Raw genomic sequence first — 23,951 nt, forward strand, 5'->3', positions numbered from 1 at the left:
GTGGCCTAATCGAGTGTAAATCCGCCGTTGCCGCGTCAAGGGTGAACGGCGCTTGCGCGCCGCCGCTTTGCGGCCCTTGACCCGGAAAAGACGAAGGATCGGAAAAGAAATGCCCGGCGCGGTGCCGGGCGTTTCAGGGTTTCTGCTGAGGAACCTAGCGCTCCTTGACGTAAGGCTCGCCGCCGGCCCGGGGCGGGATCGCCTTGCCGACGAAACCGGCCAGGATAACCACCGTCAGCACGTAGGGCAGCGCGTCCATTGCCTGCACCGGGATGGTGATGCCGCCCAGTTCGATGTTCTGGAACCGCAGTGCGACGGCCTGCAGCAGTCCGAACAGCAGGCAGGCGCCCATCGCGTGCCAAGGCCGCCACTTGGCAAAGATCAGCGCCGCCAGGGCGATGAAGCCGCGCCCGGCGGTCATGTCCTTGACGAAACCGGCCTGCAGCGCGGTGGCCAGATAGGCGCCCGCAATGCCGCACAAAAGGCCGCAGATCAGCACCGCCGCGTAACGCAGGCCGACAACCGAAACGCCGGCGGTATCGACTGCGGCCGGGTTTTCCCCCACCGCGCGCAGGCGCAGGCCAAAGCGGGTGCGGAACAGCACCCACCAGGTGGCAGGCACCGCCAGAAAGGCGATGTAGACCAGGATCGAGTGGCCCGAGAGCAGCTCAGAATAAATCGGACCCAGTACCGGCACGCCCGACAGGCTGCCGGCAAAGGGCAGGTCGAACGGGGTGAACCGTCCGCCGCCGATCAGCGAGGGGGTGCGGCCGCCCTGCTGGAACCAGTCCTGGGCGATCAGCACGGTCATGCCCGCCGCCAGAAAGTTGATCGCCACGCCGGAGATCAGCTGGTTGCCGCGGAAGGTGATCGAGGCCACCCCATGCAGTGCCGCCAGCAAGAGCGACGAACCGATGCCCGCCAGCAGCCCCAGCCAGACATTGCCGGTGGCGGCCGCTACGGCGGCGGAAAAGAAGGCAGCCATCAGCATCTTGCCCTCAAGCCCGATGTCGAAAATGCCCGCGCGTTCCGAGAACAGACCGGCCAGGCAGGCCAGCAGCAAGGGCGTGGCCAGACGGACGGTGGAATCCAAGAGCTGGATGATCGTCAGAAAATCCATCAGTTCTGCCCCTTCCGCACGGCCAGAAAGATCTTTTCAAGCGGCATCCGCACCATGTGGTCGAGCGCGCCGGTGAACAGGATCACCAGGGCCTGGATCACCACGATCAGCTCGCGCGGGATCGAAGTCCAAAGCGCCAGCTCGGCGCCGCCCTGATAAAGGAAGCCGAACAGGATCGCCGCCAGAAACACGCCAAACGGGTGGTTGCGGCCCATCAGCGCCACCGCAATGCCGATGAAACCGGCGCCTTCGGTGGCATTCAGCACCAGCCGCTCGGCCTCGCCCATCACGTTGTTGACGGCCATCATGCCGGCCAGCGCGCCGGAGATCAGCATCGCGATCATGATGGTGCGGACCGAGGAGATGCCGGCATAGCGCGCGCCCGGCTCAGATTTGCCCAGGGAGCGGATTTCATAGCCCAGCGGCGTGCGCCAGATCAGCAGCCAGACAAACAGGCAGGCGCCGACGGCCACCAGCAGGCTGACGTTGGCGGGTGCGGATTTCGAAAACTCGATCCCGATCGGTGCGAGCAGTTCATGCAGGGACGGCAGGTGCACGGCCTGGGGGAAGCGTTCGGTGGCCGGGTCCATGGACCCCACGGGGCGCAACAGGTTGACCAGCACATAGTTCAGCACCGCTGCAGCGATGAAGTTGAACATGATTGTGGTGATCACGATGTGGCTGCCGCGCTTGGCCTGCAGGTAGGCGGGGATCGCCGCCCAGGCAGCGCCGAAGATACCAGCGCCAAGTGCGGCAAAGACCAGCGCCAGCGTCCAGTGCGGCCAGGGGATCAGCAGGCAGACCAGCGCCACGCCAAGCCCGCCCAGCATCGCCTGACCCTCGCCGCCGATGTTGAAAAGGCCGGCATGGGCGGCAATCGCCACCGCAAGGCCGGTAAACATGAAGTTGGTGGCATAATAGAGCGTGTAGCCCCAGCCATAGGTGGAGCCCAGAGCGCCCTCGACCATCAGTTTGACCGCGGCGACCGGGTCCTCACCGATCCCGAGGATCACCAGGGCTGATAGGATCGCGGCCAGGATCAAACTGATCACTGGGATCAGGACCACATCGGCCCATTTCGGCATCTTGTCCATTTACGCGGCCTCCCCCGCGACACCGGCCATCAAGAGGCCCAGTTCTTTCTCATCGGTCTGATCGGCCGGGCGCTCACCCATGATCTGACCGTCAAACATCACGGCAACCCGGTCGGCGAGCGAAAGTATCTCTTCCAGCTCGACCGAAACCAGCAGGATTGCCTTGCCCTGGTCGCGTAGTTCGACGATTTGCTTGTGAATGAATTCGATGGCGCCGATGTCGACGCCGCGGGTCGGCTGGCCGACCAGCAACAAGTCGGGGTTGCGCTCAATTTCGCGCGCCACGACGATTTTCTGCTGGTTGCCGCCAGAGAAGTTTTTGGCCGCCAGCCAGGGATCGGGGGGACGGACGTCGAATTTCTCCATCTTGGCCTCGGTATCGGCACGCAGGGCGGCGTTGTTCATCAGAACGCCGTTCTGATAGGCCGGGTCGCGGTGGTAGCCGAAGGCCACGTTCTCCCAGGCGTGGAAATCCATGATCAGGCCTTCGCGCTGGCGGTCCTCCGGCACATGACCGATATGCGCGGCACGGCGTGCGGCGGCATCGGACCCCTGGCCGTGCAGCGGCAGAGCGGTGCCATGCAGTTTGATACTGCCAGTGCCGGGGCGCATGCCGCCCAGAACCTCGAGAAGCTCCGACTGGCCGTTGCCGGCGACGCCGGCAATGCCGACGATCTCGCCAGCGCGCACGGTCAGGTCGATGCCCTTGACGCGCTCGACACCGGCGCTGTCCACCACCCGCAGGTTCTCGATCTCCAGGATCGGGGCACCGGGCTGGGCGGGTACCTTGTCGACGCGCAGCAGCACCTTGCGGCCCACCATCAGCTCTGCCAGATGCTCCGGGCTGGTTTCCGCCGTCTTGACGGTGGCGGTCATCTGTCCGCGCCGCATGACAGACACCGTGTCGGTGTATTCCATGATCTCCCGCAGCTTGTGGGTGATCAGGATGATGGTCTTTCCTTCGGCGCGCAGGCGGTCGAGAATGCGGAACAGCTGGTCGGCCTCCGACGGGGTCAGCACGCCGGTGGGTTCGTCCAGAATCAGGATCTCGGCCTTGCGGTAAAGTGCCTTAAGGATCTCCACCCGCTGTTGCATGCCGACCCCGATCTCGTCGATGCGGGCGTCAGGGTCCACGAACAGCTCGTATTCCTCCTCCAGCGCCTTCAGCTCCTTGCGGGCGCGGCGCAGCGAGGGCATCAGCATGCCGCTGTCCTCCGCCCCCAGGACGATGTTTTCCAGCACGGTGAAATTCTCCACCAGCTTGAAATGCTGGAACACCATGCCAATGCCCGCAGCAATGGCTGCCTGGCTGTCCGGGATCGCGGTGCGCGTGCCCTTGATCCAGACCTCGCCTTTGTCGGCCTTGTAAAATCCATAGAGGATCGACATCAGCGTCGACTTGCCCGCACCGTTTTCACCGATGATTCCGTGAATGGTGCCGGGGGCGACGCTGATGGAAATGTCCTTGTTTGCCTGGACCGGGCCAAAGGCCTTGGAAATGCCTTTGAGTTCGATGGCGGGGGCGGTCAATCGGGCTCTCCCATGCCTGTGAATCCGATCAGCCGCACCACCTTGCCGTCTTTCAAATCGGCAAAATACTGGCCGCGCACCATGCGTTTGCCGTCCTTCTCAAAATCCACCGTGGCGCGCGCATGGCCATGGTGTTCAGAGACGGCAACGACCCTGGCGGCGGCGCCCGGCATCATCGCGCTGAACTGCGCGATATAGTCCAGATAGGCGCTGCGTCCGGTGACAGGGGCAGGAGTGTTGGGATCGGAATAGTAGAAATCTGGCCCGATAGCCGCGACCGTCTTTTCGGCGCGGGCTTCGGGCGATGTGTCGCCCCAGGCCGCAAACAGAATATGAAGTGAATCCGTCATGGCCCGGGGCTTTCTCTTAGAAGCTCAGCGCAGGGCAGCTGTCGTCGGACATGTAGTCATGCACCTTGATCTCGCCGGAAGCGATCTTGGCTGCTGCGTCGTCAACAGCAGACTGCATCTCAGCAGAGACCAGCTCCGCGTTGTGCTCATCCATTGCATAGCCGACGCCGCCGTTGGACAGGCCCATGACAGAGAAGCCGGTTTCCATGTCCGCGCCGTCCGAGAAGGCCTCGAACACGGCGTTGCCGACGTTCTTGGTCATCGAGGTGAGCACTTGGCCCGAATGCAGGTGGTTCTGGTTGCTGTCCACGCCGATCGACAGGATACCCTCGTCAGCTGCGGTTTGCAGAACGCCCACACCGGTGCCGCCGGCCGCGGCATAGACCACGTCAGCACCCTGGCTGATCTGCGCCTTGGTCAGCTCAGACCCTTTGACCGGGTCGTTCCAGGCCGCCGGGGTGGTGCCGGTCATGTTGGAAATCACGGTGGCGTCGCCATTGGCGGCCTTGACGCCCTGTGCATAGCCGCAGGCGAATTTGCGGATCAGCGGGATGTCCATGCCGCCGATGAAGCCGACGGTGTTCGACTTGGAGGCCATTGCCGCCATCATGCCGACAAGATAGGAGCCTTCGTGCTCGTTGAAGACAACAGAGCGCACGTTGTCGCCCTCAACCACCATGTCGATGATGGTGAATTTGGTGTCCGGGTAGTCGGCCGCCACCTGGCCGAGGGCATCGGCAAAGGCAAAGCCGACCATCACGATCGGGTTGGCGCCTGCCTCGGCAAAGCGGCGCAGGGCCTGCTCGCGCTGGGCTTCGGACTGCAGTTCGATCTCGCGGTAGCTTTCGCCGGTCTCTTCGGCCCAACGCAGTGCACCGCCGTGCGCGGCCTCGTTGAAGCTCTTGTCGAACTTGCCGCCCAGATCGAAGATCAGCGCCGGTTCCGCCAGCGCGGCGCCTGCGGTCAGGGCCAGCGACGCGGCTGCGCCCATCAGCGGTTTCATCAGGGTCATCAGGTTAACTCCCACTGTCATTTTTGTTGGATGCAGCGGGGTTTTTCCGCTGCCCGGCCCCGTTCAGGCCTTAGAGGGTGCGGCAATTTAGCCTGCAGGGCAGGGAGGGGGTCAACCGCTTTTTGACCAAATGGTGCGAAATCCGCGCAACTGGCCTAGCGTAAAGCTTTTCTCATCAGGATTGCGTCCGCGGGTTTTGCGCCTTCGCGGCGGTAATAACCCGCCCGGCGCCCGCATTCCGCGAATCCGCAGACGTGGTACAGCGCCTGCGCGGACGCATTGTCTTCGGCCACCTCCAGAAACACCTCTGCAGCACCGCGCGCGCGGGCGGCTGATTCCCAGTCCGCCATGCAGGCGCGGGCCAGACCCTGCCGCTGATGGGCAGGACCGGTAGCAATGGTCAGCAGCTCGGCCTCATCCGCGATCACCCGCACCAGGGCGAAACAGCGGGCATCGCCAGCGGCAAAAACCAGCGGACTGTCCAGGAGGCCGGCAAATTCCGCCGCCGACCAGGGCCGTGACTGGGTGAAGGCCGCGGCATGGGTGGCAGCCATCGCAACCGGTGTCAGCGGGTCAGTCATCAATCAGCGCCGGTGGCACGTCTCTGGAAGGGGCCGCATCCGCCGCGCGCAGGTACAGGGGCGCGGGCGGCTCAGTCACCGTTCGGAACCGGGCGGCTGTGATGCGGGCAATGGCTTCGGCAATCCCTGCCGGGCTTGCCTCGGGCGCAAACGCAAGCCCGGCACCGCGGGCGGCGTCCTCAGCCTCCTGGCGCGGCATCAGACGCGGTGCTTCGCCAGGGAGGGCGGAATAAATCTGATCGCGCGGCGCAGGCACGGCGGGCAGGGTGCCCACGGCTGCGCGGGCCTCGAACCCGTCGACGCCAACGGCCGGAACCTCCAGCCCCAGCGCCAGCCCGCGGGCGGCGGACACGGCAATGCGGATGCCGGTGAAATTGCCTGGGCCGACGCCAACGCCGATCGCGGCAAGATCAGCCCAGGCGGCACCGCCGTCTGCCAGCACCTCTTCCAGCAGCGGCATCAGCCGTTCGGCCTGGCCGCGGGACATTTCCTCCAGCCGGGAGGCCAGCACGGTTTCCCCGCGCAGCAAAGCGGCCGCGCAATGCGCGGCCGATGTGTCAAATCCCAGAACCAGCGGTTCGGAAGCCATCAAATGTCCTTTCGCGAGCGGTCAGACGGCAACCGGGCGCACCTCAGTGACTTCCGGGATATAATGGCGCAGCAGGTTCTCGATGCCCATCTTCAGGGTCAGGGTCGAGGACGGGCAGCCGGCGCAGGCGCCCTGCATGTGCAGGTAAACGACGCCGCGGTCAAAGCCGTGGAAGGTGATGTCGCCGCCGTCCTGAGCCACCGCCGGGCGCACCCGGCTGTCCAGCAGTTCCTTGATCTGGTTGACGATCTCCGCGTCCTCGCCGGTATGCTCGGCATGACCCGAAGCCGGATCGGCAGAGCCGTCCGCCATCACCGGCTGGCCGGACTGGTAATGCTCCATCACCGCACCCAGGATGGCGGGCTTGATGTGGTCCCATTCGACGGCGTCGGCCTTGGTGACGGTCACGAAGTCGTTGCCGAAGAACACGCCGGTCACGCCTTCGACCGCAAAGATGCGGGAGGCCAGCGGCGATTTGCCGGCGGCATCTGCGCTGGGGAAGTCGGCGGTGCCCGCCTCCAGAACGGTCTGGCCCGGCAAGAATTTCAGCGTCGCCGGGTTAGGCGTGGATTCAGTCTGAATGAACATGTCGGGTCTCCGTTAAGCGTGCCCCCGATATGCGCCCTGTGGCGCGCCAAGTCAAGATTTGGAACTATTCTAAATTGGTGCGCCCTGCGCGTGCTCCAGCGCCTGCTCCAGCCGGTCATCTCCCCAGAAGAGGTCCGCCCCGCTGATAAAGCTGGGCGCGCCGAAAATACCCGCGGCGATGGCCTTATCGGTTTGCGCCCGGAGTGCCGATTTGATTTCGGGCGACTGCGCGCGCTGCATCAGTGCCGCGTCCAAGCCGCTTTGGCGCAAGCAATCCCGCAAGACTGCTTCATCTGCAATATCCGCACCATCGCCGAATTGCGCCTGAAACACCGACTTTGCCAAAGCCTCGATGCGACCCGTTTCTGCTGCGGCCAAGGCCAGCCGCGCCGCCTTCAGGCCATTCTGCGGGAACACTTCCGGGCGGCAAAAGGGCAGGCCGCGGGCAGTGCAGGTCCGTTCCATGTCGCGCCACATGTAGCGGCCTTTGGCCGGGTAGAGGTTGAAAGGGGAGGTGTCCCAGCCCTGGGCGGCAAAGATGGGGCCCAGCAGAAACGGCTTCCAGGTGACGCCGACACCGCGCGCGGCAGCCATTCCGCCAATCCGCATCACGCTGAGATAGGAATAGGTGGAGGCGAGTTCGAACCAGAATGTGACCCTGCCTGCCATTGCTCTTGCCCTGCTGATCAGGTGATCGCTTCCAGCTTCTCTTTCGACAGATCGCCTGGCACGATGGTGATCGGTACTGGCAGCGTGCCGGAATTCTTGGTCAGCTGGGTGACAAGCGGTCCCGGACCTTTACGCCCCGTGCCCGCGCCCAGAACCAGAACACCGATTTCCGCATCACCCTCGATGTAGTCGAGGATTTCCGGCACCGGTTCGCCTTCGCGGATAACCAGCTCCGGATCCACGTTCTGGCGGTCGCGCATCCATTTGGCGAATACCTCGAAATGGGCGTGGATGCGCTCACGCGCTTCCTCCCGCATCACTTCGCCGACGCCGATCCAGTGGTTGAACTCATCCGGCGGAATGACCGACAGGATGGTGACGCCCGCGCCGGTATGCGCCGCCCGCATCGCGGCAAAGCGCATGGCGTTCAGGCATTCGCGGCTGTCGTCCAGGACCACAAGGAATTTGCGCATCTTCGCTCTCTCGTTGTTGCACCGCGGATCATGGCGCAAGCGGGGCGATCAGGCAATAGAGCCAAAGCAGCGTCAACGCTGCGTATTTCTGGCGCTAGACTTGGCGCGCAGCCGGCGCGGGCGGGGGCAATTGCGGGAAGAACTGCAAGGCTGGTGTTATGCCTGGCTGGCAGCCCAGTCCCAGTAGAGGTCCCGCACCCGCTTGGCGACCGGACCCGCCTGGTAGCGGCAGCTGTCAAAGGCAGTGACCGGGGTTACCTTGCTCATGTTGCCGGAGAGGAAGATCTCGTCGGCCTCCTCAAAATCCTGATAGCCCAGCACGCATTCATGCACGGTGATCCCGTCGGCCCGCATGTTGCTGATGTGGCGGGCGCGGGTGATCCCGGCCAGGAAGGTGCCGTTGGGGATCGGGGTGAACACTTCTCCGTCGCGGACCATGAAGACATTGGAGGTGGCGGTTTCGGCGGCATTGCCCATGGCATCCAGCACCAGCGCATTGCTGAATCCCTTGCTGCGCGCCTCCCGCAGCATCCGGGCGTTGTTGGGATACAGGCAGCCGGCCTTGGCATTCACCACTGCGCTCTCCAGCACCGGGCGGCGGAAGCGGGTGCGGGTGAGGGTGGCCGAGGCATCCGGAGCCGCCATCGGGATTTCCTCCAGGCAGACGGCGAATTCAGTGCTCTCCGCCTTGGGGGCGATCAGCGTTTCGTCACCATCCGCGGCCCAGTACATCGGCCGGATATAGACCGCGGCTCCGAGCGCGAAGCCTTTCAGCCCCTCGCGGATGATCTCCACCATCTGCTCAACCGTGTGTGTGGGCGTCATCATCAGCGCCTCGGCGGACGCATTGGTGCGGGCGCAGTGCAAGTCCAGGTCCGGGCACATCCCGTCAAAGAACCGCGCGCCGTCAAACACCGAGGACCCCAGCCACATCGCATGGTCAGCGGCGCGCATTACCGCAGGGTTGCCTTCCTGCCAGCTGCCGTTGAAAAACGTCCGGATTGTGCGGCCAACAGCCATGGCTTTGCCTCCCTGTGCTTGCCGCAAGGGTAGGCAGAGAAAGGTCAGAGGTCCAGACCTAACATCGGCCGCCGGTGCCAGTGCGCCGATGCGGGCGGCGGTTGTTTTCCGTGTACTTACAATGGCCTGTTCAGATGATGGCCGGAAACTGACGTCGCGTCTATTGGGTCAGCATGATTGACTAATTGTTTCGCGCGCGAAACATTCGGGCAGCAGCGCTGACCTACTCAATCCTTGCGGGTAATTTGTGTGGTTTCAGCGGCTCTGAAGCCATCTGCAGGCTGCCGTCCGGCCCGCGCGCCGTCGGGCGTGCCCGGCCCACGCGGGCCTGCGCATCTGTGATGCGCAGGTGCCTGGGCGGGAGCCGTCTGCTTGATATCAGGCGCCGGGTTTCAGGCCGGCCTTGGCCAGCACTGCGGCGGCCTTGACCTGCCATTGCGCCTTTAGTTCCGCATTCGGAGTGCGGCGCAGGCCCATGGATTTGAGGCCCTCGAATTTCTGCGAGGTCTCAGAGCCGAAGCTTGCCGCGACCCGCGGCCACCAGTAGTCCGCCAGCTCTTGCAAAGCATCGGCACCCCGCGCTTCCACCAGCACCATCAGGCCTTCTTCTGCCAGTTCCGCGTGATGCGCCTCAATCGGCTGGATGGCGCGGAAAGCCTCGGCAAGCGGCTGGTAGGACACATGGCTCAGTTCCTCCAGCTGCACGGTGACGGCCGCCCCCATCAGGAGGTTCATCGCCACCGCGTCGGCCCAGCCTTCCAGCGGGTAGTTGAACACGGCCAGCCGCATGTCGTGCTTGGTGCGGGTCTGGCCGATGTCAGCGTCCCGCTCCAGCCGGGCAGTCCAGGGGTGGTGATCGGCATAGCGCTCTGTGTCGGCGCCGAAATCCCCCATGATGTGCAGCACCTTTTCGGCGCTGTCGGATTTTTCAAGCACGATCCTGGCGGCGGCGATGCGCGCCTTGATGCCGGGACCCTCGTTGATGATGTCGGCAAAGCCCGCGGCACCCGCCAGCTCGCTGTCGACAAAGGTCGCCATCATCTTCATCAGTTCGGCGCGGTAGCGCGGCGGCACGTTGGACGGGTTGCTCAGCACGCCTCCCTGGGCCAGATAGCTTGCGATGCTCATCTCGTCAGTCATGATCTTTCCTCCCACGGGCAGGCGTTACTGGTCGTAATCGACCACGACGTTATCGGTCACCGGATAGGCCTGGCAGGAGAGCACATAGCCTTTTTCGACCTCGTAGTCTTCAAGCGCGTGGTTCGCGACCATCTCGACCTCACCCTCCAGCACTTTGCAGCGGCAGGTGGAGCAGACGCCGGCCTTGCAGGCATAGGGTGCGTCCATCGCGTTTTCCAGCGCCGCATCGAGAAGGGTCATGTCCTTCCCCATCTCGATGGTCTGGGTGGCACCGTCCAATGTGATGGCCGCCTTGGTCTGGTTGGCGCTGCTGGCTGCATCACTTGCGGCAGCCTTGCGCTTGGCGCGGCCCGGCTGAGCGGAGGCAAAGAGTTCGAACTTGATCTGGCTGTCATCAAGACCTGCAGTGCGCAGGGCGCTGGCGATACCCAGCATCATCGGCTCCGGTCCGCAGATGAAGGCGGTGTCGACCGAATTGATGTCAATCCAATGCTCAAACAGCTGGGCGCACTTCTCCTCTGTCACCAGGCCGGTGAACAGGTCGATTTCCTGCGCGTCGCTCTCCAGCACATGGATCACGTTGAAACGGCCCATGTAGAGGTTCTTGAGATCCTCCAGCTCCTCGCGGAACATGATCGTGTTCACGCCCTTGTTGGCATAGACCAGCGTGAAGGAGGACTTGGGTTCGGCGTTCAGCGTGGTCTTCAGGATCGACAGCACAGGGGTGATGCCGGAGCCGCCGGCAAAGCCCAGATAGTGCTTTTCGGCAGTGCCTTCGAGCGGGGTGAAGAAGGTGCCCATCGGCGCCATCGCCTGCAGGGTATCGCCGGCTTTCAGCTCGGTGTTGGCCCAGGTGGAGAAGGCACCGCCGTCGACGCGCTTAATACCGACCTGCAGGATGCCTTCGCCGCGCCCCGCGCAGATCGAGTAGCTGCGGCGCAGCTCCTCGCCGTCGAAGTCGCGGCGGAAAGTCAGGTACTGGCCCTGGGTAAAATTGAACTCCTCAGCCGCACCACCCGCGGGCTTGAGGGTAACAACCACCGCATCGCGGATGGTCTTGCGGACGTCGGTGACTTCAAGGTCGTGAAAGCGCGCCATCAGGGTCTCCTCAGATGCACTTGAAATAATCAAAGGGTTCGAGGCAGTCCTGGCAGCGCCAGTGGGCCTTGCAGGGGGTCGAGCCGAACTGGCTGACCTTGGTGACTTGCGGGCTGCCGCAGTTGGGGCATTTCTCCGGACCGCCTGCGGCTTGGGGCGGGGCGATGCCGTAAGCCTCCAGCTTGGCGCGGCCTTTTTCGGACAGCCAATCGGTGGTCCAGGCGGGGGAGATCTGGGTCTTGAGTTTCAGATCCCTGATGCCGCGGTCCCGCAGGGCGGTTTCGATGTCCATAGCGATCACAGACGTGGCCGGACAGCCTGAATAGGTCGGGGTGACGGTAACCACCAGAGCGCCGCCCTCCCAGGCGACATCGCGGATGATGCCCAGGTCCACCAGCGAGATCACCGGGATTTCCGGGTCCGGCACGGCGTCGAGCCAGTCCCAGATCTGCTCAATGCCTGGCTGAGTTGTCACTTGGCTCATGCGGTTACCCTCATTGGCTGTTCCGCCCGGCGGAACACCGGGCAACGTCCGTCCCGTCCCGGCAGGGCGGGCGTTGCCCTTAACTCTTCTTCAATTCCGTTACCACTTGGCGCCGGGATAGGCGCGCTGCAGCCATTGCATCTGGGTCAGCAGGTGGCCCAGGTGTTCGGTATGCATCGCACCGGTGCGCCCGCCCTTGTGGGCAAAGCGGCTTTCCGGAATGGTCAGCGTCGCGTCGCCCAGGATGCGGGAAACAAGCGCGTCATACTCTTCGCGCAGGGCCGCGGGGTCGGGGGCAATACCTGCCTTCACCATCTCGGCGTCGACCTCGTCAGTCTGGAACATCTCGCCCACATAGGGCCAGAGATAGTCCAGTGCCTCCTGCATCCGGCGGTGGCTTTCCTCGGTGCCGTCGCCCAGGCCCACCACCGTGTCGGCGGAACGCTCCAGATGATAGGCCACTTCTTTCGAAGCCTTCTCGGCAATCGCGGCGACGCGCTCGTCCGAGGATTTCATCAGTCGGCCCAGCTGGATGGAATGCCAGGCGTCGAACAGGAACTGGCGCATCAGGGTGCGGCCAAAATCGCCGTTCGGCATCTCGCACAGCAGCACGTTGCGGAAATCCCAGGCGTCGCGCAGGAAGGCGAGGTCGTCGGCGGATTTGCCGTCGCCCTGCACCTCAGCCGCGAGGCCGAGCCACATCTGGGTCTGGCCGATCATGTCCAGTGCAGTGTTGGCCAGCGCGATGTCCTCTTCCAGCACCGGCGCGTGGCCGCACCATTCGCTGACCCGGTGCCCCAGGATCAGGGTATTGTCCCCCATCCGCAGCAGGAATTGGGCAAATGCGTCTTCGCGGGTCATTACATGGCCCCCACTTCTTCGGGAATGTCGAAGAAGGTCGGGTGGCGGTAGACCTTCGACTCGGACGGCTCATACAGCGGGCCCTTGTCGCTGGGCGAGGAGGCGGCGATGTGGTTTGCCTCCACCACCCAGATCGACACGCCTTCGTTGCGGCGGGTATAGACGTCGCGGGCGTTCTTGATCGCCATTTCAGCGTCCGGCGCGTGCAGCGAGCCGACGTGGCGGTGGCTCATCCCGTGCTGACCGCGGATGAAGATTTCCCAGAGGGGCCATTCGTTTTTCATGTCTCAAATCCTCCTGGCTGAGGGGGCGCCGTCGCTGTAGCGGGCGCCGGAATGCTTGGGGTTACTCGGCGGCGTGCTGGCGCGCGGCTTTCTTCCTGGCGTGGGCCAAGAGGCCGTCACGGACCCAGGCGCCATCATCCCAGGCCTTGTTGCGTGCCGCGAGGCGGTCCACGTTGCAGGGGCCGTTGCCTTTGATCACGTCAAAGAACTCGCTCCAGTCCGGATCGGTGTAGTCATAGTGGCCGCGTTCCTCGTTCCATTTCAGGTCCGGATCGGGGATGGTCAGGCCGAGGTATTCGGCCTGCGGCACGGTCTGGTCGACGAACTTCTGGCGCAGCTCGTCGTTGGTGTTCATCTTGATCTTCCAGGCCATCGACTGGGCGGAATGAACCGAGTCCTTGTCGGACGGTCCGAACATCATCAGCGACGGGTACCACAGGCGGTTCAGCGCGTCCTGGGCCATCTTCTTCTGCTCAGGCGTGCCCTCGGCCATCTGGCGGATGGCATCATAGCCCTGGCGCTGGTGGAAGCTTTCTTCCTTGCAGACGCGGATCATCGCGCGGGAGTAGGGGCCGAAGGAGGTACGCTGCAGCGGCACCTGATTCATGATCGCAGCACCATCCACCAGCCAGCCGACCGCGCCGATGTCGGCCCAGTTCAGCGTCGGGTAGTTGAAGATCGACGAATACTTCATGCGCCCGTCGAGCAGCATCTCGGTCATCTCGTCGCGCGACACGCCCAGGGTTTCCGCCGCGCAGTAGAGGTAGAGGCCATGGCCGGCCTCATCCTGTACCTTGGCGAGCAGGATCGCCTTGCGCTCCAGCGTGGGCGCGCGGGTGATCCAGTTGCCCTCGGGCAGCTGGCCGACGATTTCCGAATGGGCGTGCTGGCCAATCTGGCGGATCAGCGTCTTGCGGTAGCCTTCGGGCATCCAGTCCTTGGGCTCGATCTTCTCGCCGGCGTCGATGCGCGCCTGAAAGGCGGCCAGCTGTTCCGGATCGTCCTGGGTCGCTTCGGATTTGATCATCTGAGCATACATGTCTGGGACCTCCTCAGTGTGTTCTTACACGCGTTCCAGGATCAGGGCGGTGCCCTGTCCGACGCCGACGCACATGGTGCAGAGCGCATGACGCCCGCCAGTGCGCTGTAGTTGGTAGGCAGCGGTCAGCACCAGCCGCGCCCCGGACATGCCGAGCGGGTGGCCCAGTGCAATCGCACCGCCGTTGGGATTAACATGGGGCGCATCGTCCGGAAGACCAAGTTCGCGCAGGGTGGCGAGGCCTTGCGAGGCAAACGCCTCGTTCAGCTCGATCACATCCATCTGTTCGATGGTCAGGCCGGTGCGGGCCAAAACCTTGCGGGTGGCGGGCACCGGGCCGATGCCCATGATGCGCGGTTCAACCCCTGCGGCGGCCATGCCGACGATGCGGGCCATCGGTTTCAGGCCGTTCTTTGCGGCCGCGGCTTCATTCGCCAGCAGGATCGCCGCTGCGCCGTCGTTGACGCCGGAAGCATTGCCAGCGGTCACGCTCTTGTCCGGGCCATTGACGCCCTTGAGGCCCGACAGCTTCTCGGCCGAGGTGCCGGGGCGGGGGTGTTCGTCGGTGTCCACCACCAGCGGATCGCCCTTGCGCTGGGGGATGAAGACCGGGGTGATCTCGTCATTGAAGATGCCAGCCTCATGCGCGGCAGCCCAGCGTGCTTGGCTGCGGGCGGCAAAGGCGTCCTGGTCTTCCCGGGAAACGCCATAGTCCTGCGCCACGTTGTCGGCTGTCTGCGGCATCGAGTCGGTGCCGTACATTTCGTGCATCTTCTTGTTAACGAAGCGCCAGCCGATGGTGGTGTCATAGACCGCATTGGCGCGGGTGAAAGCGGAGGTGGCCTTGGGCATCACGAAGGGTGCACGGGACATGCTTTCGACGCCGCCGGCGATGGCCATGTCGTAGTCGCCTGCCTTGATGCCGCGCGACGCCATGCCGGCCGCATCCATGCCGGAGGCGCAAAGGCGGTTGATGGTAGTGCCGGGCACAGAGGTCGGGAGACCCGCCAGCAGCGCCGCCATGCGGGCCACGTTGCGGTTGCTTTCGCCGGCCTGGTTGGCATCGCCCAGGATCACATCGTCGAGAGCACCCCAATCCACGTCCGGATTGCGCGCCGCCAGGGCGGCGATTGGCAGGGCGGCAAGGTCATCGGTACGCACCTGGCTCAGCGCGCCGCCGTAGCGGCCGATCGGGGTGCGGGTGGCATCGCAGATGAAGGCATCCATGGGTGTTCGCGTCTCCTGTGGCGGCGGCAAGATAAGCCGACCGTTGGGTCGGTATTACGACGGGAGGTGATTCGCAGCAAGTAAAATGTAACATGAAATTTGCATGGATGAAAAATATGTAACTAATCGGAGCAGATGCGCGTGAGCCGGCCCCACCGGACACAGCGATTCACTCGCCGGCTCTTGCGGCTGCGTCAGGTCGTCCTGCGTCCCGCTGGTGCACTGGAAATGCTCAACCGGAAGAAGTCTTTCGTAAAATTGGCTGGCCCGGGCCCCGGTGACCTCTGTCAGCCCTGGTATTGCAGAACCGCGTTGGGGTACTGGGCTTGCCCGATCTTGAAACAGGTTTGGCCTGCCAGCTCAAAACCGTTTCGCAGATAAAACGAGATTGCGCGCGTATTGTCCGAATTGCTGGTAAGCCAGGGCGCGTCCCAACCATTTGACTGATACAGTTGCAGCCCAGCCTGCAGCAGGCGGAGGCCGGTGCCTTGCCCGTGGTGCCGTTGCTGGACATAGAGGGTGGATATTTCGGTGCGGGACACCCCGCCTGCCGGGTTCAGGCGGCCGTGCGCGAGCCGGATGTAGCCATCAATGCCATCCCGGTTCTGAGAGACCAGCAGGCGCTCGGCTGGGTTTTTCAAGGCCTCCGCAAAATGCGCCGGGGTATACTGGCTGAGCACATAATCCGCAAAATGCCCACTGATCCCGTTGCGCAAGTATGTGCCGGTCCACACCTCGATCGACAGGGCCGCGAGGCTGGAGCAGTCCTCTGCGGCGGCGGGACGGATCGTGTTCTGGTGGGGGTTTCCGCTCATGTGAACCTTTGGGGGAAACAGAATAATCGCCATACTTCTGGCGGTGAAGCGCCGCAGTCAAGAATAACCCTTCGCAACAATGCTTCACTTGTTTAATAATGTCGCAGCACTGAGCGGGAGGCGCCGATGAACATCCTCTTTATCATGTTCGACCAGCTGCGGTTCGACTATCTGAGCTGCGCGGGCCACCCGCATCTGCACACGCCGCACATCGACGGGCTGGCGGAAAAGGGCGTGCGCTTCACCCGCGCCTATGTGCAATCGCCGACCTGCGGCTCTTCGCGGATGTCGAGCTATACCGGGCGCTACCCCTCCAGCCACGGGGTGCAGTTCAACAGCTACCCTTTGCGGATCGGCGAATGGACCATGGGCGACCATCTGCGCAAGGCGGGGATGAGCTGCCACCTGATCGGTAAGACCCATATGGTCGCGGATGCCGAAGGGATGCAGCGGCTGGGGCTGGCGCCGGACAGTGTGATTGGCGTGCGCCAGTCAGAATGCGGCTTTGACCCCTGGGTGCGCGATGACGGGCTGTGGGCAGAGGGGCCGGACGGATTTTATGACAGCAAGCGCAGCCCCTATAATGAATACCTGAAGGAAAAGGGCTATCCGGGAGAAAACCCGTGGAGCGACTTTGCCAATGCCGGGGTCGAGGGGGATGACATTGCTTCCGGCTGGTTCATGGTCAATGCGGACAAGCCTGCCAACATCGCCGAAGAAGACAGTGAAACGCCCTGGCTGACCACTCAGGCGATAGAGTTCATCGAACAGGCTGAGGGCCCTTGGTGTGCGCATCTCAGCTACATCAAGCCGCATTGGCCCTATATCGTGCCGGCACCCTATCACAGCATGTACGGCCCTGAGCATGTTCTGCCGGTGGTGCGCTCGGAAAGCGAGCGCGAGGAGGCGCACCCGGTCTTTGATGGCATGATGAACAACCAGATCGGCAAGACCTTCAGCCGCGATGAGGTGCGGCAAAAAGTGATCCCAGCTTACATGGGGCTGATCAAACAGGCCGATGACCAGATGGGGCGGCTGTTTTCATGGCTGGAGAAAACCGGCCGGATGCAGGACACGATGATCGTCGTGACTTCGGATCATGGCGATTACCTTGGCGATCATTGGCTGGGGGAAAAGAACCTGTTTCATGAACCGTCGATCAAGGTGCCGCTGATTTTCTATGACCCGCGCGCAGAGGCTGATACCACCCGCGGCTCCACCTGCGATGAACTGGTGGAGGCGATTGACCTGCTGCCCACCTTCCTGGAGGCGGCAGGCGGTGAACCGGCACCGCATATCCTGGAGGGGCGCTCGCTGATGCCGTTCCTGCGCGGCGAAATGCCGGAGTGGCGGGACTATGCGGTTGCCGAGTTCGATTATTCCACCATGCCGCTCTGCGAAACGCTTGGACTGGAACCGAAGGACGCGCGGCTGTTTATGGTGACGGACAAGCGCTGGAAGTTCATGCACGCCGAGGGCGGCCTGCGGCCGATGCTGTTTGATATGGAAAACGACCCGGAGGAGCTGGTGGACCTGGCCAAGGGCGATACACATCAGGAGGTCATAGACCTGATGTATGACAGGCTGCTGGAATGGGGGCTCAGGATGTCGCAACGGATCACCCTGTCCGATACGCAGATCAAGGCGCGCCGCGGCAGGTCAGGGCGCAAGGGGATTTTGCTGGGGGTGTATGAAGCGGACGAAGCGGCGCCCGAACTGGCGGAGAAATACCGCGGGCCGGTGCCTGAGTAGCCGCTCCGCGTTATCACCTTTGCGAAAATACTCCGGGGGAGCCCGCAGGGCGGGGGCAGCGCCCCCAGCCCGCGTTGCCAAGCAGCGGAGGGGCGCATAAATTGACCGGAAACGCATCAAAGGCGGCGCTATGGCAGGGCAGACGGAACAGGTTCTGAACGCAATTCTTGAGGATATCGAGGCCGGGCGGCTGGTTCCCGGCGCGCCGCTGGAGGAAAGCGAGCTGGTGGAGCGCCACGGGGTGTCGCGCACCCCGGTGCGGGAGGCCTTTATCCAGCTGGAAGCAATAGGGCTGATCAAGCGGCTGCCGCGCAAAGGGGCGGTGCTGTTCAAGCCGACGCTGGAGGAATTCCTGGCGATCCTGGAAGTGCATGCGCGGCTGGAGGGGCAGGCGGCGGCACTGGCGGCGCGGCGGCTGTCGCCGGCGCAGGCAAGGGAGCTGGAGGCGGCGGTGGCCGCTTGTGAAGCGCACGCGGCGGAGAAGGGGGGCGGCGATCCGGCTGGCTATTACCAGTTGAACCTGCGCTTTCATGCCTGTGTGGCGGAAGGTTCCGGCAACCCATTCCTGGTCGAGATGATCAAGACCAATGCGCGCAAGCTGATGGCCTATTACCGGGCGCGCTACCGTTATCCCGGCGTCATCGCGCAGTCAGCCAAGGAGCACCGGGAGATTGCGGCGCTGATCCTTGCCCATGACCGGGAGGGCGCGGAAGCGGCCATGACCGCGCATGTGCAGTTCGATCAGGTTACAGTGATGGATTTGCTGGCCGCGCTGGGCTGAATCCGGGATGAGCGGGGCCTGACGGCCCCGTGCCTTCCCTCCCGGCGGCAGGGCCGCCTGCCGGGCAGCGGGGCGCGAGTCTTATGGGAAAGATGAAGCTTTAGCGGGTGGCCTGTTCGAAGAAACGGGCAAGGCATTCCGCAAAGGCTTGCTGATCGGACTGTTCCGCCAAGCTGCCCAGGGCCCGGGCATGGACAACCGGGCCAAGTTCGTTCCGCATTTCCTCGCTTAGCGCGGTGATGAAATTGCGGGTCATCTCCGGGTGGTGCTGGGTGGTGAAAACGTGCCGGCCCAGGGTGAAGCCTGTGTTCATGCCATCCCTTTCGCTGAACGGGATGGCACCGTCCGGCAGGGTGCTGACGCATTCGCAATGTGAGCCGTAGAGTTTGACTTCTTTCGGCAAGGGGGCGGCCCAATCCGGGCGGTGGAGCAGTTGGTTGCGGGTCAGCCCGTGGACCCAACCGTCGGGGTTGCGGTCCAAGCTGCCGCCGAGAGCCAGTGCAATGGCCTGGTGGCCGAAGCAGGCGCCAAACAGCGGGAATTGCCGGGTGTGGGCAGCGCGGATCAGTTCCAGCAGCTGCGCAACCCAAGCGGCGCCGGAGCGGGCCGAGGCCGGGCTGCCAGTGATCATTGCGCCGTCGAATTCCAGCAGATCCTGCGGGAAGGTACCGTCTTTCACTGAGAACACCGTGGTCCGCCACCCTGGCCGGGCCATCCGGACCAGATCGGTGAACTTTACGCCATCCCCGGGGTGAGCCCGGGCAAAGTCGCTGTCATCGGTGTTGGTCATCAGAATGGCCAAGTGCATGGGAACGCTCGCTAGATTTTCATTTACATATTTATGATCTCTATTAATATACATTGAGCAAGCAAGTTAGGAAAGCCCGCAATGACAGTTTGGACCCCCACGGACGACGGCTATGCGGATCTGAGCAGCCATGACGCCTTTGCCAATGGTGCGCCGCACAACACGTTTGCGCGGCTGCGTCGGGAGGACCCGCTGCATTGGACCGAATACGAAGGCGGCAAGAACTTCTGGTCGGTGACCCGCTACGAGGACATCACGGTGATGAACAAGAACACCGAGGTGTTTTCCTCTGCCCGCGGCATCCGGATGGAGGATCAGTCCTATGAGGAATACCTGGCGCGGCGCACCTTTCAGGAGACCGATCCGCCGGAGCATTCCACGGTGCGGATGAAACTCTTGAAGGCGTTCTCCAAGACCACCATGGCGCAGTATGAGCAGGACATCCGGGACCTGTGCGCCGATATTCTGGATCAGGCGCTGGCCAAGGGGGCGTTCGATGCCACCAAGGAAATCGCCCGCCAGCTGCCGATGCGGATGCTGGGCCGGGTGGTGGGTCTGCCGGAGGCGGACCTGCCCTGGCTGGTCGAGAAGGGCGATGCGCTGATTGCCAATACCGATCCGGACTTCACCTCCCACGTTCTGGACAAGATGCAGACAGATGAGTTCCGGATGATGCCGTTCAATTCGCCTGCGGGGGCGGAACTGTACATCTACGCCAAGGAGCTGATGGAGGAGAAGGCGCGCAAGGGTGATACTTCGGGAGTGCTGAACCTGATCCTGGAACCGGCCAAGGATGGCTCGGTGATCACCGAGACCGAGTTCCGGAACTTTTTCTGTCTGTTGGTGGCGGCGGGCAATGACACCACGCGCTATTCGATTGCAGCGGGCATCCAGGCGATGTGCCATCAGCCGGAGCTGCTGGCGCAGATGCAGGAGGGCGGAGCAGTCTGGGAGACGGCAGCGGATGAGATTATCCGCTGGGCGACGCCCGCGCTTTACTTCCGCCGGACCGCAACGCGGGATGTGGAAATGCATGGCAAGACCATCCGCGAGGGCGACAAGGTGCTTTACTGGTTTGTCTCGGCCAACCGGGACGAGGCGCAGTTCGACGATCCATTTCACGTGAATCTGCACCGCAGCCCGAACCGGCATCTGTCGTTCGGCCAGTTCGGCCCGCATGTCTGCCTGGGCATGTGGCTGGCGCGGCTGGAGGTCACGGTGCTGTTTCAGGAGCTGGCAAAACGCATCCGGCACATTGAGGCCGCTGGGCCGCACAAATTCCTGCGCTCGAATTTCGTTGGCGGTATCAAAGAGCTACCGGTGCGGGTTGAGGCTGCTTAGCGGCCAGGCTTTCTGCAGGAAAGACTCTGGGAAAACCGCTAAATATGTTAAGCAATAAGATGCGGTGCACGATGCCGACGACTGTTCAACTGGGAAGGGCTTGAGCCATGAAAACCCGCCTGCGCGCGATGTTCTGCGACCACCTCAGCATCATGCGGGGGAAGTACCTGCCGAATTCCAAGATTGGTGATGGCAGCACCCGGTTCTGCCGGTCGGTCTTTGGCACCCATTACGACAAGGACCTGCTGGACGCGCCCGGGTCGATGGTCAAGCAGGGCTTGCCGGATATGGAGCTGAAATGGCTGCATGACGATATCCGGGACAGCTGGCATGCTTCGACCAAGGTTGTGCTGGGTGATCTATACGATGACGCGGGCCAGCCGCTGGCGTTGTGTCCGCGCTGGGCGTTGAAGCGGGCGGTCGCGGATTGGCAGAAGCACGGGCTGACGCCCAAGATCGGGATCGAGCTGGAGGCCTTTGCCCTGCAGGCGGACGACCACGGGCGGCTGATGCCTTATGACGCACCGGGGGGAGTTGTCTATGGCACCGGGCCGTTTGCCGACCCGCTGCGGTTCAATGACCGGATCTGGGCGATGGCGGACGACATGGGCTTCTCGCTCGACATGATCACTGCTGAATTCGACAGCCCGCAGTTCGAATACACGCTGACCTTTGATGATGCGGTGACAGCGGTGGATGATATCGTGCTGTTCCGCCTTATGGCGCGGGAAGTGGCGCTGGAATACGGCATTGTCCTGACGTTCATGCCGAAACCCATTGCCGAGGCGGGCGGCTCGGGGATGCATATCAACTTCTCCTTTTTGGATGGAGCGGGCGGCAATGCGCTCTCATCGGGTCCGCGCGGCGGGCCGGAGCACATGAACGATCTGGCCCGCGGCTGCCTGGCTGGCTTGCTGCATCACCACAAGGGGCTTGCGGGTCTGATTGCGCCGACCGCCAACAGCTACATGCGGCTGCAGCCGGGCTCTTTGTCCGGGTATTGGCAGAACTGGGGGGGCGACCATCGCAATGTGACTACGCGGATCAGCTCCGAAGGCGGTGCCAAGGCGCGGCTGGAGCATCGGATGGCCGATGCATCAGCCAACCCCTATACGGCGGTGGCGGCAGTGCTGCAGGCGGCGCGGCTGGGGGTGGAGAGCGGCCACCAGTTGCCGCCGATGGAGACCGGCGACGGGTTCGACCGGACCGATGCGCGCGAGGGCACGGCTGTGGACCTGAAAGGGGCGGTGGCCGACCTGGAGCGGGATACTGTGCTGGCGGAGGCGGTTGGGTCGGAGCTGGTTGCCAATCATGTTTTCATGAAACGCAAGGAAGTGCGTAAGACCCGGGATCTGGAAGGTGACGGCATGCGCGATTTCTACGTCCATTTCCTCTGATCACCTGCAGGAAAAACGCATGCAGGTAATCTGGAAGCCGCCGGGCGGCGAGGCCGTCACGGCGACTGCGGACTATGGTCAGAGCCTGATGGAGGCTGCACTGGCAAATGATGTGCCGCGTGTGGTGGGGGAGTGCGGTGGCAGTCTCGCCTGTGCAGCCTGCCACGTTTATATAGATCCTGAATTGGCTCCAAAGTGCAGCGAGGCTGGGGGGTTCGAAGACGCCATGCTGGACCTGGCGGAGGGGCGCCGGGAGACCAGCCGCCTCAGCTGCCAGATCGAGGCGCATCCGGGTCTGGACGGGCTGGTTTTGGAGATACCGAAGAGCTGAGGCTTCTGGCGGCGCGCAGGCAGTTCAATAGGAGCGGCTGCAATAACTGCGCCGGTTTCCGTATTGCGCAACCGCGCCGCGTCAGCGGCGCCACCGAAAGCGCGGGCCCGAAGTATGTGCTTCGGGCCCGCCATGGCACCTGGTGGCGCCCGGTCCTGGCGGCCCGGGCGCGGGTGCGTCTGCTGTCAGCGTCAGCTCACCGCCGCGAAACCTGCGTCGAGGGCAGAGAGGATGGTGTCCGCCTCTGCCTCGTTCAGCACTAGAGGCGGGGATAGAATGATGTTGGGGCCGGAAACCCGCACCATGGCACCGGACTCATAGGCCGCCTCTTGCAGTTTGCCGATTACCTTCTTGTCAACTGCGGCCTTGGTAGCGCGGTCGGACACCAGTTCCAGCGCGCACATCAGCCCGTGGCCGCCGCGTACATCGCCGATCAGCTCGTATTTCTGCTGCAGGGCCAGCAGGCCCTGGTGGATCTGCGTGCCGCGGGCGGCGGCGTTTTCCGGCACGTTCAGGCGCAGGGTTTCTTCGAGGCAGGCCAGAGCCGCCGCCGCGCCGACCGGGTGGCCGGAGTAGGTGTAGCCGTGGCCGATGGCGGCCTTGCCGGTGGTGTCCTTCTCGAAGGTCTCTGTCATATGATCCGCGATCATCACTGCGCCGAACGGGAAGTAGCCGTTGGTGATCGCCTTGGCGGTGGCCATCATGTCGGGCTGCACGCCCCAGTGGCGCGAGCCGCTCCAGGATCCGGTGCGGCCGAAAGCGGTGATCACCTCGTCAGCGATCAGCAGAATGCCGTGTTTGGTGCAAATCTCGCGCACGCCGGGCATGAAGCTTTTGTGCGGCGGGATCACCCCGCCTGCGCCCAGGACCGGCTCCATGATGAAGGCGGCAATTGTGCCTGCGCCCTGAAAGGCGATTTCGGCCTCCAGCGCCTGCAGGCAGAGCTGGGCCAGCCGTTCCGGATCAGTCTCGTTGAACGGGTTGCGGTAGGTGTAGGGCGCCGGGATGTGGTGGCAGCCGGGCAGGAGCGGTTCGTACTGGGTGCGGAAGTTTGCGTTGCCATTGACAGAGGCGCCGCCCATGTGGGTGCCGTGATAGCCCTTCTTGAGGCTCAGGAATTTGGTGCGCCCTTCTTCACCGCGGATCTTGTGGTACTGGCGGGCCAGCCGCAGAGCGGTCTCTACTGAATCCGAACCGCCCGAGGTGAAGAAGGCGCGGGTGAGCCCGTCGGGCGCAAAGAACTTGCGCAGTTCCTCGGCCAGCTGGATCACTTGGTCGTTGGTGGTGCCGCGGAAGGTGGAGTAGTAGGGCAGCACATCGAGCTGCGCGGCAATTGCCTCCTTCACCACCTGGCAGGAAAAGCCGAGGTTCACGTTCCACAGGCCGCCGACCGCGTCGACCACCTCATGCCCGTCGATATCGGTGATCTTCAACCCCTGGGCCGAGGTGATGATGGCGGGCGGGTTGGCCAGGCTGTCGCCGGGATGCGCCATCGGGTGCCAGAGGGACTTGGCGTTGTGTTCTTTGAGAAAGTTGGAGTCTTTCATGGGGGCAGCTCCTGGATGCG

General features: G+C 63.5%; 26 protein-coding genes. 5 read left to right on the plus strand and 21 right to left on the minus strand.

Annotated features, from left to right (window positions below; translation table 11 throughout):
* Window positions 1-154: 154 nt before the first annotated feature.
* The 19 genes from AC5STB_RS12135 to AC5STB_RS12225 form a co-directional block, all read right to left on the minus strand.
* On the minus strand, window positions 155-1,120 hold the full coding sequence (locus AC5STB_RS12135; RefSeq protein WP_495443090.1) for an ABC transporter permease: 966 nt from the start codon (window positions 1,118-1,120) through the stop codon (window positions 155-157).
* Window positions 1,120-2,214: an ABC transporter permease gene (locus AC5STB_RS12140; protein ID WP_495443091.1), complete on the minus strand. Its 1,095-nt coding sequence runs from the start codon at window positions 2,212-2,214 to the stop codon at window positions 1,120-1,122. The genes AC5STB_RS12135 and AC5STB_RS12140 overlap by 1 nt, the downstream gene beginning before the upstream one ends.
* Complete coding sequence (locus AC5STB_RS12145; protein ID WP_495443092.1) at window positions 2,215-3,744, minus strand: ABC transporter ATP-binding protein; 1,530 nt, start codon at window positions 3,742-3,744, stop codon at window positions 2,215-2,217.
* Entirely contained in the window at window positions 3,741-4,094 is a 354-nt protein-coding gene (locus AC5STB_RS12150; RefSeq protein WP_495443093.1) for a nuclear transport factor 2 family protein, read from the minus strand. The genes AC5STB_RS12145 and AC5STB_RS12150 overlap by 4 nt, the downstream gene beginning before the upstream one ends.
* Window positions 4,095-4,110: 16 nt before the next feature.
* Complete coding sequence (locus AC5STB_RS12155; protein ID WP_495443094.1) at window positions 4,111-5,106, minus strand: BMP family lipoprotein; 996 nt, start codon at window positions 5,104-5,106, stop codon at window positions 4,111-4,113.
* 155 nt (window positions 5,107-5,261) lie between these two features.
* Window positions 5,262-5,687 (minus strand): GNAT family N-acetyltransferase, encoded by a 426-nt coding sequence (locus AC5STB_RS12160; RefSeq protein ID WP_495443095.1) that lies wholly within the window; start codon window positions 5,685-5,687, stop codon window positions 5,262-5,264.
* Window positions 5,680-6,276: a tRNA (adenosine(37)-N6)-threonylcarbamoyltransferase complex dimerization subunit type 1 TsaB gene (gene tsaB / locus AC5STB_RS12165; protein ID WP_495443096.1), complete on the minus strand. Its 597-nt coding sequence runs from the start codon at window positions 6,274-6,276 to the stop codon at window positions 5,680-5,682. The genes AC5STB_RS12160 and tsaB overlap by 8 nt, the downstream gene beginning before the upstream one ends.
* A 21-nt stretch (window positions 6,277-6,297) precedes the next feature.
* On the minus strand, window positions 6,298-6,864 hold the full coding sequence (locus AC5STB_RS12170) for a NifU family protein (RefSeq protein WP_495443097.1): 567 nt from the start codon (window positions 6,862-6,864) through the stop codon (window positions 6,298-6,300).
* A 69-nt stretch (window positions 6,865-6,933) separates the two neighbouring features.
* Entirely contained in the window at window positions 6,934-7,533 is a 600-nt protein-coding gene (locus AC5STB_RS12175; RefSeq protein WP_495443098.1) for a 2-hydroxychromene-2-carboxylate isomerase, read from the minus strand.
* A gap of 17 nt (window positions 7,534-7,550) precedes the next feature.
* Window positions 7,551-8,006, minus strand: coding sequence for a universal stress protein (locus tag AC5STB_RS12180; protein WP_222503528.1), 456 nt, complete (start codon window positions 8,004-8,006; stop codon window positions 7,551-7,553).
* A gap of 156 nt (window positions 8,007-8,162) precedes the next feature.
* Complete coding sequence (locus AC5STB_RS12185) at window positions 8,163-9,026, minus strand: branched-chain amino acid aminotransferase (protein WP_495443099.1); 864 nt, start codon at window positions 9,024-9,026, stop codon at window positions 8,163-8,165.
* Between the two features lie 378 nt (window positions 9,027-9,404).
* Window positions 9,405-10,166 (minus strand): Phenylacetic acid catabolic protein, encoded by a 762-nt coding sequence (locus tag AC5STB_RS12190; protein WP_495443100.1) that lies wholly within the window; start codon window positions 10,164-10,166, stop codon window positions 9,405-9,407.
* A 24-nt stretch (window positions 10,167-10,190) separates the two neighbouring features.
* Window positions 10,191-11,264, minus strand: coding sequence for a 1,2-phenylacetyl-CoA epoxidase subunit PaaE (gene paaE, locus AC5STB_RS12195; RefSeq protein WP_495443101.1), 1,074 nt, complete (start codon window positions 11,262-11,264; stop codon window positions 10,191-10,193).
* Between the two features lie 10 nt (window positions 11,265-11,274).
* Window positions 11,275-11,748 (minus strand): 1,2-phenylacetyl-CoA epoxidase subunit PaaD, encoded by a 474-nt coding sequence (gene paaD, locus AC5STB_RS12200; protein ID WP_495443102.1) that lies wholly within the window; start codon window positions 11,746-11,748, stop codon window positions 11,275-11,277.
* A gap of 99 nt (window positions 11,749-11,847) precedes the next feature.
* Window positions 11,848-12,609, minus strand: coding sequence for a 1,2-phenylacetyl-CoA epoxidase subunit PaaC (paaC, locus tag AC5STB_RS12205; protein WP_495443103.1), 762 nt, complete (start codon window positions 12,607-12,609; stop codon window positions 11,848-11,850).
* Window positions 12,609-12,893: a 1,2-phenylacetyl-CoA epoxidase subunit PaaB gene (gene paaB / locus AC5STB_RS12210; RefSeq protein WP_008557866.1), complete on the minus strand. Its 285-nt coding sequence runs from the start codon at window positions 12,891-12,893 to the stop codon at window positions 12,609-12,611. Before paaB ends, paaC begins: the two co-directional genes overlap by 1 nt.
* Window positions 12,894-12,954: 61 nt before the next feature.
* A complete protein-coding gene (gene paaA, locus AC5STB_RS12215) occupies window positions 12,955-13,932 on the minus strand; it encodes a 1,2-phenylacetyl-CoA epoxidase subunit PaaA (RefSeq protein WP_495443104.1) in 978 nt (325 codons plus the stop codon).
* A 24-nt stretch (window positions 13,933-13,956) separates the two neighbouring features.
* A complete protein-coding gene (pcaF, locus tag AC5STB_RS12220) occupies window positions 13,957-15,159 on the minus strand; it encodes a 3-oxoadipyl-CoA thiolase (protein WP_495443105.1) in 1,203 nt (400 codons plus the stop codon).
* A gap of 287 nt (window positions 15,160-15,446) precedes the next feature.
* On the minus strand, window positions 15,447-15,974 hold the full coding sequence (locus AC5STB_RS12225) for a GNAT family N-acetyltransferase (RefSeq protein ID WP_495443106.1): 528 nt from the start codon (window positions 15,972-15,974) through the stop codon (window positions 15,447-15,449).
* 126 nt (window positions 15,975-16,100) lie between these two features.
* Here AC5STB_RS12225 and AC5STB_RS12230 point away from each other — a divergent pair, with 126 nt between their 5' ends.
* Both AC5STB_RS12230 and AC5STB_RS12235 read left to right on the plus strand, forming a co-directional pair.
* Window positions 16,101-17,726 (plus strand): sulfatase-like hydrolase/transferase, encoded by a 1,626-nt coding sequence (locus AC5STB_RS12230; protein ID WP_495443107.1) that lies wholly within the window; start codon window positions 16,101-16,103, stop codon window positions 17,724-17,726.
* Window positions 17,727-17,856: 130 nt separating this feature from the next.
* Complete coding sequence (locus AC5STB_RS12235) at window positions 17,857-18,507, plus strand: GntR family transcriptional regulator (RefSeq protein WP_495443108.1); 651 nt, start codon at window positions 17,857-17,859, stop codon at window positions 18,505-18,507.
* A gap of 100 nt (window positions 18,508-18,607) precedes the next feature.
* On the opposite strand, the gene AC5STB_RS12240 is transcribed toward AC5STB_RS12235, so the two are convergent.
* The gene (locus AC5STB_RS12240; RefSeq protein ID WP_495443109.1) at window positions 18,608-19,315 is read right to left on the minus strand and encodes a type 1 glutamine amidotransferase; all 708 of its coding nucleotides are present in this window, start codon (window positions 19,313-19,315) and stop codon (window positions 18,608-18,610) included.
* A gap of 81 nt (window positions 19,316-19,396) precedes the next feature.
* Here AC5STB_RS12240 and AC5STB_RS12245 point away from each other — a divergent pair, with 81 nt between their 5' ends.
* The 3 genes from AC5STB_RS12245 (at window position 19,397) to AC5STB_RS12255 (ending at window position 22,384) form a co-directional block, all read left to right on the plus strand.
* Complete coding sequence (locus AC5STB_RS12245) at window positions 19,397-20,656, plus strand: cytochrome P450 (protein WP_495443110.1); 1,260 nt, start codon at window positions 19,397-19,399, stop codon at window positions 20,654-20,656.
* A 107-nt stretch (window positions 20,657-20,763) separates the two neighbouring features.
* The gene (locus tag AC5STB_RS12250) at window positions 20,764-22,053 is read left to right on the plus strand and encodes a type I glutamate--ammonia ligase (RefSeq protein ID WP_495443111.1); all 1,290 of its coding nucleotides are present in this window, start codon (window positions 20,764-20,766) and stop codon (window positions 22,051-22,053) included.
* A 19-nt stretch (window positions 22,054-22,072) separates the two neighbouring features.
* Window positions 22,073-22,384 carry a 2Fe-2S iron-sulfur cluster-binding protein gene (locus tag AC5STB_RS12255; RefSeq protein WP_495443112.1) on the plus strand — a complete coding sequence of 104 codons (312 nt, stop codon included), beginning with the start codon at window positions 22,073-22,075 and terminating at the stop codon, window positions 22,382-22,384.
* A 191-nt stretch (window positions 22,385-22,575) separates the two neighbouring features.
* On the opposite strand, the gene AC5STB_RS12260 is transcribed toward AC5STB_RS12255, so the two are convergent.
* Window positions 22,576-23,931, minus strand: a complete 1,356-nt coding sequence (locus AC5STB_RS12260; RefSeq protein WP_495443113.1) for an aspartate aminotransferase family protein — start codon at window positions 23,929-23,931, stop codon at window positions 22,576-22,578.
* Between the last annotated feature and the right edge of the window lie 20 nt (window positions 23,932-23,951).

Source organism: Leisingera sp. CC-HEC093 (assembly GCF_059429195.1).

What these genes read in the sequence shown, in the direction of transcription:
- paaA (WP_495443104.1), bottom strand. Translation starts at nt 13,932, where the DNA reads ATGTATGCTCAGATGATCAAATCCGAAGCGACCCAGGACGATCCGGAA.
- AC5STB_RS12175 (WP_495443098.1), bottom strand. Translation starts at nt 7,533, where the DNA reads ATGGCAGGCAGGGTCACATTCTGGTTCGAACTCGCCTCCACCTATTCC.
- AC5STB_RS12170 (WP_495443097.1), bottom strand. Translation starts at nt 6,864, where the DNA reads ATGTTCATTCAGACTGAATCCACGCCTAACCCGGCGACGCTGAAATTC.
- AC5STB_RS12250 (WP_495443111.1), top strand. Translation starts at nt 20,764, where the DNA reads ATGAAAACCCGCCTGCGCGCGATGTTCTGCGACCACCTCAGCATCATG.
- pcaF (WP_495443105.1), bottom strand. Translation starts at nt 15,159, where the DNA reads ATGGATGCCTTCATCTGCGATGCCACCCGCACCCCGATCGGCCGCTAC.
- paaD (WP_495443102.1), bottom strand. Translation starts at nt 11,748, where the DNA reads ATGAGCCAAGTGACAACTCAGCCAGGCATTGAGCAGATCTGGGACTGG.
- AC5STB_RS12185 (WP_495443099.1), bottom strand. Translation starts at nt 9,026, where the DNA reads ATGGCTGTTGGCCGCACAATCCGGACGTTTTTCAACGGCAGCTGGCAG.
- AC5STB_RS12260 (WP_495443113.1), bottom strand. Translation starts at nt 23,931, where the DNA reads ATGAAAGACTCCAACTTTCTCAAAGAACACAACGCCAAGTCCCTCTGG.
- paaE (WP_495443101.1), bottom strand. Translation starts at nt 11,264, where the DNA reads ATGGCGCGCTTTCACGACCTTGAAGTCACCGACGTCCGCAAGACCATC.
- AC5STB_RS12240 (WP_495443109.1), bottom strand. Translation starts at nt 19,315, where the DNA reads ATGCACTTGGCCATTCTGATGACCAACACCGATGACAGCGACTTTGCC.
- AC5STB_RS12230 (WP_495443107.1), top strand. Translation starts at nt 16,101, where the DNA reads ATGAACATCCTCTTTATCATGTTCGACCAGCTGCGGTTCGACTATCTG.
- AC5STB_RS12180 (WP_222503528.1), bottom strand. Translation starts at nt 8,006, where the DNA reads ATGCGCAAATTCCTTGTGGTCCTGGACGACAGCCGCGAATGCCTGAAC.
- AC5STB_RS12245 (WP_495443110.1), top strand. Translation starts at nt 19,397, where the DNA reads ATGACAGTTTGGACCCCCACGGACGACGGCTATGCGGATCTGAGCAGC.
- AC5STB_RS12140 (WP_495443091.1), bottom strand. Translation starts at nt 2,214, where the DNA reads ATGGACAAGATGCCGAAATGGGCCGATGTGGTCCTGATCCCAGTGATC.
- paaC (WP_495443103.1), bottom strand. Translation starts at nt 12,609, where the DNA reads ATGACCCGCGAAGACGCATTTGCCCAATTCCTGCTGCGGATGGGGGAC.
- paaB (WP_008557866.1), bottom strand. Translation starts at nt 12,893, where the DNA reads ATGAAAAACGAATGGCCCCTCTGGGAAATCTTCATCCGCGGTCAGCAC.
- AC5STB_RS12150 (WP_495443093.1), bottom strand. Translation starts at nt 4,094, where the DNA reads ATGACGGATTCACTTCATATTCTGTTTGCGGCCTGGGGCGACACATCG.
- AC5STB_RS12155 (WP_495443094.1), bottom strand. Translation starts at nt 5,106, where the DNA reads ATGACCCTGATGAAACCGCTGATGGGCGCAGCCGCGTCGCTGGCCCTG.
- AC5STB_RS12190 (WP_495443100.1), bottom strand. Translation starts at nt 10,166, where the DNA reads ATGACTGACGAGATGAGCATCGCAAGCTATCTGGCCCAGGGAGGCGTG.
- AC5STB_RS12255 (WP_495443112.1), top strand. Translation starts at nt 22,073, where the DNA reads ATGCAGGTAATCTGGAAGCCGCCGGGCGGCGAGGCCGTCACGGCGACT.
- AC5STB_RS12225 (WP_495443106.1), bottom strand. Translation starts at nt 15,974, where the DNA reads ATGAGCGGAAACCCCCACCAGAACACGATCCGTCCCGCCGCCGCAGAG.
- AC5STB_RS12160 (WP_495443095.1), bottom strand. Translation starts at nt 5,687, where the DNA reads ATGACTGACCCGCTGACACCGGTTGCGATGGCTGCCACCCATGCCGCG.
- AC5STB_RS12235 (WP_495443108.1), top strand. Translation starts at nt 17,857, where the DNA reads ATGGCAGGGCAGACGGAACAGGTTCTGAACGCAATTCTTGAGGATATC.
- AC5STB_RS12135 (WP_495443090.1), bottom strand. Translation starts at nt 1,120, where the DNA reads ATGGATTTTCTGACGATCATCCAGCTCTTGGATTCCACCGTCCGTCTG.
- tsaB (WP_495443096.1), bottom strand. Translation starts at nt 6,276, where the DNA reads ATGGCTTCCGAACCGCTGGTTCTGGGATTTGACACATCGGCCGCGCAT.